The organism is Acidiferrobacter sp. (assembly GCF_054609335.1).
Window position 1 is genome coordinate 1 of record NZ_JBTRWP010000081.1, and the last position, 8609, is coordinate 8609.

Below are 8609 nucleotides of genomic sequence, written 5' to 3' on the forward strand. Positions count from 1 at the left end.
GGGGTGTTCCGTGAGGGAGGGCGCGCCGCGTATCGCCGTCTCGATTGTGAGCCACGGACAGGGGGCGCTCGTGGCACGTCTTTTGGCGGACATCGCCCGGTTTTGCCACACGCCGGTGCAGGTTGTGCTTACTGTCAACAAACCTGAGGTCCTACCCGATCTTGCCTATCCGTTTCCGGTGTCGGTGGTGCGCAATGCCGCGCCCCGCGGTTTCGGCGCCAACCACAATGCTGCCGCCGCTATCATCGACGCCGATGTCTTCTGCGTCGTGAACCCCGACGTGCGCTTGACGAACGATCCTTTTCCGCCGCTTATTATGCTCCTCGATGAGCCGGACGTGGGGGTGGTGGCACCGGTCGTCGTCGGAAGCCAGGGGGATGCGCAAGACAGCCGCCGACGACTGCCCACACCCTTAAACGCCCTGCGCCGCCTCATCGCACGCCCGGGCGCGGCCGATGAGCCGGTGGATTGGGTGGCCGGCATGTTCATGGCGTTTCGCACCGCGACCTTTCGGGCGGTGGGGGGGTTCGATCCGGCCTACCACCTCTACTACGAAGATTGCGAGCTCTGTTGTCGTCTCAGGATCGCGGGCCTGCGCGTAGCCGTGGCCGCCGATGCCGTCATCATCCATGACGGACAACGTACATCCCGTCGGCGGCCGCGGTATTTCCTTTGGCATGTGCAAAGCGCATTGCGATTTTTTCGATCACCAACGTATCGACAGCTGCGCGCGCGGCTGCGGGGGCGCGCGTGAGCCTGCGACCGTTCTTGATGGATGCTGCGGGCGTCCTGGTGGCGTGGATCGGAGCGCGATTCCTCGCCCACCCCCGCAATCCCTGGCGGATCTTGGACATCCCCAACGAGCGGTCCTTGCACGTGCAACCTGTGCCTCGCACCGGGGGATTTGCGATCCTAGGCGGAGCGATGGTCGCGTCCCTTGGGGAGCCCTGGACCCCGTCTCCCGCGCTTGCGGTCATCATGGGGGCGCTCTGCGCGATCGCGCTTTTGTCGTGGTATGACGATCGCCGGGGTTTGAGCCCGCGCCTACGGCTTATCGTGCATGCCGCGGCGGCGCTTGCCGTGGCCGCGCTATTGGCGCCCCAAGCGCGGGGCTGGCTGCCGGGCGTCGATGCGGTGTTGGCAAGCCCGCTTGCGATCCCGTTCGTCGCGATCTTTCTTGTCTGGTGGATCAATCTCTACAACTTCATGGACGGCATGGATGGTTTCGCGGGCGGCATGGCGGTTTTTGGTTTCGGGACGCTCTCCTTACTTGGCCATCGGGCCCACGATCCGGCCTTCGCGGAGGTGACGCTTGGCGTGGCGTCGGCGGCCTTCGGCTTTACCGTGAGCAATTTTCCGCCCGCGCGCCTTTTTATGGGGGATGTCGGTGCGACCGTACTCGGATTTCTGGCCGGCATCCTGATCTTGGTGGGAAGCGCCCGCGGGGATTTCCCGCTATGGGTGGGGCTCGTGGCCTTCTCGCCCTTCCTGGTCGACGCGACCGTGACGCTCTTAAAGAGGGCGGCGCGCGGCGAGCGCTTGAGCCACGCGCACCGTGAGCACTACTATCAGCGCTTGGTCCGCGCGGGATTTTCGCACCGACAGACAGTCCTGGCCGAGTACGCCTTGATGGCCATATGCGGACTGGGCGCGTATGGCGCGGTCGGCGCGTCCGTGCCGGTGCAATGGGCTATAATCGCGGCTTTGGCGGCTTTGTACAGCGTACTAGCCGCCCTAGTCCGGCGATGGGAGGGTCATGGGCAAGCTTCGGGCAAGGCCGCGCGTTAAGGCGCCGCTCGGGCGCTGGGCGGTCGTGGGGCACGATCTCGTGGCCATCGCCTTGGCGTGGCTTGGGGCCTACTGGCTGCGCTTCAATATGGGCTATGTGCCACGCACTTTCTGGCATCAGAGTCTGCGCCTGCTTGTGCCCGTGCTCATCGTGCAAGGCGTGGTGTTTTGGGCCATGGGGCTTTATCGCGGCCTCTGGCGTTTCGCTTCGGTCCCGGATCTGCTGCGCATATTCAAGGCCATCATCGTCGGCGTCACCGTGTGTGCCTTCGTGTTATTTCTCTGGGTGCGCCTTGCGCAAGTGCCGCGCTCGGTGTTTGTGCTCGACGGACTGTTGCTCACCATGCTGTTGGGGGGGCCGCGGTTCTTCTATCGATTTTTCAAGGACCGGGGCCTCTACCAGGTAGCGGGGAAAAAGGCGGTCATCGTGGGCGCCGGCCGCGCGGGCGAGATGCTGGTCCGTGACCTCTTGCGCGGGTCCGACGTGGGTTTTCGTCCCGTGGCCTTTGTCGATGACAACCCGCGCCGTATCGGTCAGGAGATCCATGGGGTGCCGGTGGTGGCCGACTGCGGACAGCTGCCGGAGGTCGCCGCGCGCCTGGAGGCCGACATCTTGTTCATCGCTGTCACCGAGGCTAAGGCGAGTCGCATGCGCCGGTTGGTCGAGCTCTGCGAACGCAGCGGCCGCCCGTTTCGCATTCTTCCCGGGCTGCAGAGCCTGGTCGATGGCCAGGTCAATATCCAGGAGTTGCGCGAGGTCCGTATCGACGATCTCCTGGGTCGCGAACCGGTTCTTTTGCAGCAAGAGGAGATCAGTCGTGGCGTGGGGGGCAAGGCGGTGCTGGTATCGGGCGCCGGCGGCTCCATAGGATCGGAATTATGCCGGCAGATCGCCGGCTTGAAGCCGCGCACACTGGTCCTCTTCGAGCGTAGCGAGTACAACCTCTACAGCATCGAACTCGAGCTCAAACGCGATTATCCGGACCTCGTGGTGCGGCCGGTGTTGGGGGATGTGCGCGACCGCTTGCTTGTAGATCGAGCCCTCGCGCGCGAACGCCCAGACATCATTTTTCATGCGGCGGCCTACAAACATGTGCCGATGCTGGAGGCGCAGAGCCGAGCGGCCGTCATGAACAACGTCTTCGGCACTGAGACTTTGGCGCAGGCCGCGGATCGGCATGGCTGCGGGACATTTTTACTGATATCGACCGACAAGGCGGTCAACCCGTCGAACGTGATGGGCGCCACGAAGCGCGTTGCGGAGACTCTCTGCCAGGAACTGAACGCGCGCTCGAAGACACGTTTCCTCACCGTGCGGTTTGGTAATGTCTTGGGATCGGCCGGTAGCGTCATCCCGCTCTTCAAGGCGCAAATTGCAGCTGGCGGCCCGGTCACGGTCACGCACCCGGACATCACCCGCTACTTCATGACGATCCCGGAGGCCTGCGGCCTTATTTTACAGTCGAGCGTCATCGGCGCAGGCGGCGAGATTTTCGTGTTGGATATGGGCGAACCAGTACGCATCTCTTACCTTGCTGAGCAGTTGATCCTTTTGTCGGGCAAGCGCCCCGGGCAGGATATCGAGATTGTCTACACGGGCTTGAGGCCTGGAGAGAAGCTCTATGAGGAGCTGTTCTATGCCGACGAGGCGTTGCTTGCGACGGCGCATCCGAAGATTCGCCTCACCGCCGGCACTTGTGCGAATCCGATAAGCTTTGCGCAGGGCCTGGATCAGTTGCGCGATCTCTGTGCGCGGGACGATGAGGAGGCCTTGGCGGTGGCGCTCAGAGGGATGATTGGCATGGATGCGCCGCCCGCGACTGAACCCGCGCGGGTGCGCGGTAGCTCCTAGACATCACGTATTGATCTGTCCGGCCTCAAGCAACGCGGTTTAAACTCAAGGTTGGGTAAACCACCATCAGATTAGAGCCACAATTGAGGGGGCAGGTCGATACGTGGTGTCTAGGTTGATGGCGCGGACGACCTCTCAGGCTGTGGGCTCTATAAGAGGGGCGGCCGCAAGGGAGCGGGAGAGGTCGTCACACCCCCTGTCGGCGCCTGTTATCGGGGCCCTCGGTGTATTCCTCGGCTAGGCGCTAGCGGGCCCGAGGGATTCGCGCATAGACCAGCCGATGCCTGCCAGACGAGACCGAGGGGCCCGCTGCCCAACGTCCCTGTTACGACCGATCCTCCGAGGCAAGACGCTTAAGGCCTGCGTCGACCGTTGTCGCGGAGGCGATCTCTCTATAGTTCAAACGCCTGCGTGAGGGACGGAACGCTGCGACCGAGAAGACTCCCGGCGACCGGTCACGGCTGCGGGCCGTAGCCCTCGAAGGATCACCCAACCCTGAGGCCGACCATGCTGATTTCGCTCCGTTTTTTTGACGTGAAGGATCGAAATGACCGCAAAAAAGACCCCTGCTCGCACGGAGCAGGGGTCTCTGGTGCCGGGGTGCTCTTGGCTTTTACCGGGCGGTCTGCGTGTCCAATCTTATCGTCATTATTTCACGGTGATCTCGAAAAGAACCCGCATATTGGCCTTCGCGGCCGAGGAGTTTAAGTGAGACGGGTTAGCTTCATATTCCGCTGGCCTCGTATCCCCAAACCCAATCCGGGTCAAGCGGTCAGGCGCAATACCGCCGTGATGGATCAGATAATTGCTGACCGACCGGGCCCGACCTTCGCTCAGTTCCTGGTTATAGGCCGTGGTACCGGCCGCTGACGTATAGCCCGCGATGCGGAACTGGTCATTTGGATTGTTTTTCATAATCTGGATATTCCGATCCAGCACAGCTTTCCCTTTGGGAGTCAGAGTGGCCTTGTTGTAATTAAAGTAGACATCGCCCAGCGTGATAACCTTGACGACGGCCGCGGCCTTGTGGGCGCGCGGCCTCGCTGCTACGTAGGGAGTCTGGGTTTCGTCAGCCCGTGCGACCCTGCGGCGGGAATGAGAACCGTTCTTGCCGCCGAAATGGTAGACGAGTCCGACCGACACGAGATCCGCGTCGCCGCTATTACCGATTGCATCTTTGACTCGGTAGCGCTCGGCCTCGGCGCGCATAGTGAGCGCGTGGGTGAGTGCGTATTGCAACCCAATACCATACTTGTAATTGAACTCATGCTTGCTCGCTGTCGTATTCGGGGCATAATCGGCACCGGAACCGGAGAAGTTATCGCGCGCATCGACGTAGGTCACGCCAAGACGCCCGAACGCCGAGAACCGTGGCGTAATTGGGAGAATCCCTACGGCATCCATATTGACGCCTTGAAGCTTGATGCTTCCGTTCGAAGTGCCGGCCGGAACGGTCGTGGCGCTATAACCAAAGTCCCCGAGATTAAAGTAGCCGCCCTCCAACGCGAAGTAACGATCGAACTGGTACCCGCCGAAAAGCTTAAACCCGGTCCCTTGGCTATCATTACTGATGGAGCTGCCGGTAAACCCTTGGCTCTGGAGCTGACTTGCGATCTGGCCATCGGCGATTTTTGCGCGTGATTGGCCGATATTGGCCCCTGCATACCACCCGAGATTGTCCACCCGGTTGTGAGCAACCGCTAAGGGGCCCCCTACGACTGATAGGGCTCCGAGCCCGAACGCTCCCCAGGTGGTGGCCCTTGTCGCGTGTTTCTTGAAGGCTTTTCTGGCAACGATACTGTGTTGATTCTTCATATTTCTCTCCAAAAATACCCAGGCGGCGTTCTTTGTGCCGCCCGGGCTCTTTCTTATTGCTGGAAACAACCTGCGTGCATGGCACCGTACCGTATCAGCAAGCCCCTACTGGCATGATGCTGGCGCGTAGCTGTTGCCGGGCACGGAAACGTCGCTGGTATTGAAGGTAAAAGCACCGCTCGTGGCGACTGCTCCTGCCAGCAAGCGACCGCACGATGTGGATGAGGGATCCATGGTGATAGATGCGTTGGCTAAGATGTTCCCTTCGAATATCGAATACGTGCCGATCGTCGCGGAACTTCCGACCTGCCAGAAGACATTGGAGGCCTTGGCGCCATTGATCAAGACAATCTGACTTGCCGGTGCCGCGGATGACCCGCCGGATGCGGTAACCAATGTAGACGGCGCCTGAAACACGAAGACAGAGTTCGTGTCGCCCTGGCCGTCAAGGGTGAGAGTGCCAGTTACCCCGATAGAGGAGCCAGTTGCCGACGTATAAACGCCTGGGGGCAAAGTGGCGTTACCTGCGCAACCAATCCCAGCCCCTGCGCCGCCGCCTGTTCCTATCGTGCCGCATCCTAAAACAGTAGCACCAGGCAGATTGGCTGGCGTAATGCTGTTATATACGGACGTTAAAGCCGCCATAACGGAATTGGCCGTTGTTGTGTCGGGATAGGTCGGTGTAATGACCGTACCGTTTATGGTCGGCGCTGCATTAGCACCTGAACTACTAGGACAGGTACCAAAACCCCCCGTCCCTGCACCGCCTGGCGCCGCCACCGAGTTACAGGTGGCCGTCGGATCAAGCACGGCGTTCCCGTTAATGTTACTCATGGGGCTTGTTGGGGTGTTGGTGACTCCCGCCGCTGCGGCAATCCCATAAGGCGCCACTATCCCAAGCTGCACTTGGGCAAGACCGGTGGCAGCCGGTGTGACCGTCTTAAAGCTCCACGCATACCCGCACCCGAGGGCGACATCGCTATTGCTCGTAACGGAATTTGCGATAACCACGGTATAAGACGTGCCGGGCAATAGAGCAGATGTTGTCGTGAGAGTCGCTACGTAGGTTGACGTATTATAGGTCACCGACATGGGAGTTAATGTTGTGCCGCCCGCGACTGCGATCCTAAAACTGGCAGCGGTGATTGTGGCCGGATTCATCGGCATGTTAAATGTGGCCGTTACAACTTTCCCACCACCCGCGATTCCCGTAGTGCTCGTCGTTGCTGCGTTGTTACCGTTCGTCGGATCAGAGACAGTGACCGCGGGGATATTGGGCCCGGAAGACGCGCTACAAATGGCGCCGGGCACGATCGAATTCGAGGGTACGCCCAATACGATAGGGCTCGGCGGCGCCAAGATTGGGGCTTGCCCCTCTCCGCCGTTCTTACAGCCGGAGAGCGCGATCGCGAGAATAAGTGCCATGCCATACGGTATTCGCTTGGAAAAATGTTGGATTTTATACATTCTGGTCTTCCTGAATTTACGCAGTGCCGCGTCTGGAGCACACGCTGTGTCCGGTACGAATGGCGAGGATGTCGCTGCGAGCAACTTCTATAAGGCATTATGAGGTAATGCGAGATAAGCTTACATAGTATTAGGTTAGAAAGATACGGGGTATCTAAAATACTGCAAATATAGCAAAGACAATGACTATCAACGTGTTTATGAAATAAAATAAGATTGTATTTCCCTGCGTACTATGCATCCTGTTGTGATCACGATTTCAGATCGAGCTCGAGATTCCCAACGTACGTGGTGCCGTGACCGGACCCATCGATATGAATACCTGCGCTTGCTTGCGGAAGGAGGCACACATAACTCCACAATAGTAGGCAGGGGAAGGCTGACCTTGCCACACTTTCACGGTCTTCGCCGATGAGAGACTGGGAAAGAGATTTCTGGCCGTCCTTGAGCAGTTGTCCTGCCGTCCTGGGGACAGCATTCCGCAGATCTTAAGACTGGGCGAACACGAAAGCTGCCTACCGTTTCCTCGATAAGGGCCGGGTCAGTGAGGCGGATATTCTGGCAGGTCGTTTCCAGGCGACTGCTGATCGCGCAGCGGCAACGGACGGACCGATCTTCGTGCTCCATGACACCGCGGAATTCAGCGATCAACGGGACGATACCGAGGCGCTTGGTAGGGCGCGCGTCGGTATTGCCGGTGCCTACAGAAATCGGACTCCACGGTACTACACGGCGTGCGGCATCCTCATGCGTTCGAGCCTTGTAGTGACGACGGAGGGCTTGCCGCTGGGGCTCGCAGCGACCACGTTCGGGTCCCGAAAGACATTCAAGGGCGCGAACGCTTTGAAGATGATCAGGTCCTACGCGGGTGGCGATCGAGGAGGTGAAAGCATTCGCTGGCCCCCAGAATCAGGAACAGTCCACGGCCCGATTGGGTGACCACGCGCGCTGCGTACCTATCGGAGAGGGCGAGAGCGACATCACCGTGCGGTCTTACAAGGCACAGGAGACCAGAACACGGTTTCTCTTGCGCCCCTCCGTGGGCCGGCGCGCAGGCGACGGCGGCTACCCGATCGCGGAGGCCGGCCGCGCAAAGGGTCACACCGGATCGCAGTGCGAGATCGTTGGGGGCGTGTGTCAGAGGTGATCCTCGGGCATAACGTACGCAAGATCCAGATCGTACCTCCCGTCGACAATCAACGTCGCACTCTGGCACTGGCCCTCACCGTGCTGCAGGCCCCCTTGCGCGGCAAGCCTCGGGGTCGTGATCCGATCGTAGGGAAGTTCGTCACCCATCGGCCGATCTCCTCCCGGAGCGAGGCCATCGAAAAGCGTGAATGGTACGTATGGCGTGGGCGATCGAGACCGTCCCCACGATCTTGAAGTCCGGCTATCAGGCCAAACGATCAAGGCTTCGCGCGGCCGAACGACTCGTGAATCTCTTGGCCCTTTTTCTGGATCGCAAGTGGGCGGATCTTTTTGGCTGACAATGCTCACACGTATGGCCGGATCGACCAGGCCTTCGCTCGCGTTCATGCCTTTAGAGATCGGTGTTCTCACGCGCCTTGCGGCCGGTCCACGCGCAAGCATACGGCGATCCCTCACGATCCCATCCTGTGTAAGACCACTGGCACGTCTCGGCGGCACTCTCGGCCGGGCCTGCGATCCCCCGCCAGGCAACATAGTC

Annotated in this window: 7 protein-coding genes and 1 pseudogene; 5 read left to right on the forward strand and 3 right to left on the reverse strand. The window is 60.3% G+C overall.

Translation table 11 applies throughout. The features are described 5' to 3' along the window. From ACYCTF_RS13680 to ACYCTF_RS13690, 3 genes are all read left to right on the forward strand, one after another. Positions 1-754 (forward strand): glycosyltransferase family 2 protein (locus tag ACYCTF_RS13680; protein ID WP_461285057.1); only part of this gene is annotated, 754 nt, incomplete at its 5' end. Then, on the forward strand, positions 751-1788 hold the full coding sequence (locus tag ACYCTF_RS13685) for an MraY family glycosyltransferase (RefSeq protein ID WP_461283780.1): 1038 nt from the start codon (positions 751-753) through the stop codon (positions 1786-1788). The genes ACYCTF_RS13680 and ACYCTF_RS13685, both read left to right, overlap by 4 nt. Then, complete coding sequence (locus ACYCTF_RS13690; protein WP_461283781.1) at positions 1757-3640, forward strand: polysaccharide biosynthesis protein; 1884 nt, start codon at positions 1757-1759, stop codon at positions 3638-3640. Before ACYCTF_RS13685 ends, ACYCTF_RS13690 begins: the two co-directional genes overlap by 32 nt. 648 nt (positions 3641-4288) lie before the next feature. Here the strand turns inward: ACYCTF_RS13690 and ACYCTF_RS13695 are convergent. Continuing rightward, positions 4289-5455: an OmpA family protein gene (locus ACYCTF_RS13695; protein ID WP_461283782.1), complete on the reverse strand. Its 1167-nt coding sequence runs from the start codon at positions 5453-5455 to the stop codon at positions 4289-4291. Between the two features lie 105 nt (positions 5456-5560). Beyond that, entirely contained in the window at positions 5561-6922 is a 1362-nt protein-coding gene (locus tag ACYCTF_RS13700; protein WP_461283783.1) for an ice-binding family protein, read from the reverse strand. A gap of 416 nt (positions 6923-7338) precedes the next feature. On the opposite strand from ACYCTF_RS13700, the pseudogene ACYCTF_RS13705 reads away from it, so the two are divergent. After that, positions 7339-7455, forward strand: a pseudogene (locus ACYCTF_RS13705) (hypothetical protein); the annotation flags it as partial. A 604-nt stretch (positions 7456-8059) separates the two neighbouring features. Here the strand turns inward: ACYCTF_RS13705 and ACYCTF_RS13710 are convergent. Further along, positions 8060-8218, reverse strand: coding sequence for a hypothetical protein (locus ACYCTF_RS13710; RefSeq protein ID WP_461283784.1), 159 nt, complete (start codon positions 8216-8218; stop codon positions 8060-8062). 50 nt (positions 8219-8268) lie between these two features. Here ACYCTF_RS13710 and ACYCTF_RS13715 point away from each other — a divergent pair, with 50 nt between their 5' ends. After that, positions 8269-8409, forward strand: coding sequence for a hypothetical protein (locus tag ACYCTF_RS13715; RefSeq protein WP_461285058.1), 141 nt, complete (start codon positions 8269-8271; stop codon positions 8407-8409). The last annotated feature ends 200 nt before the right edge of the window (positions 8410-8609 follow it).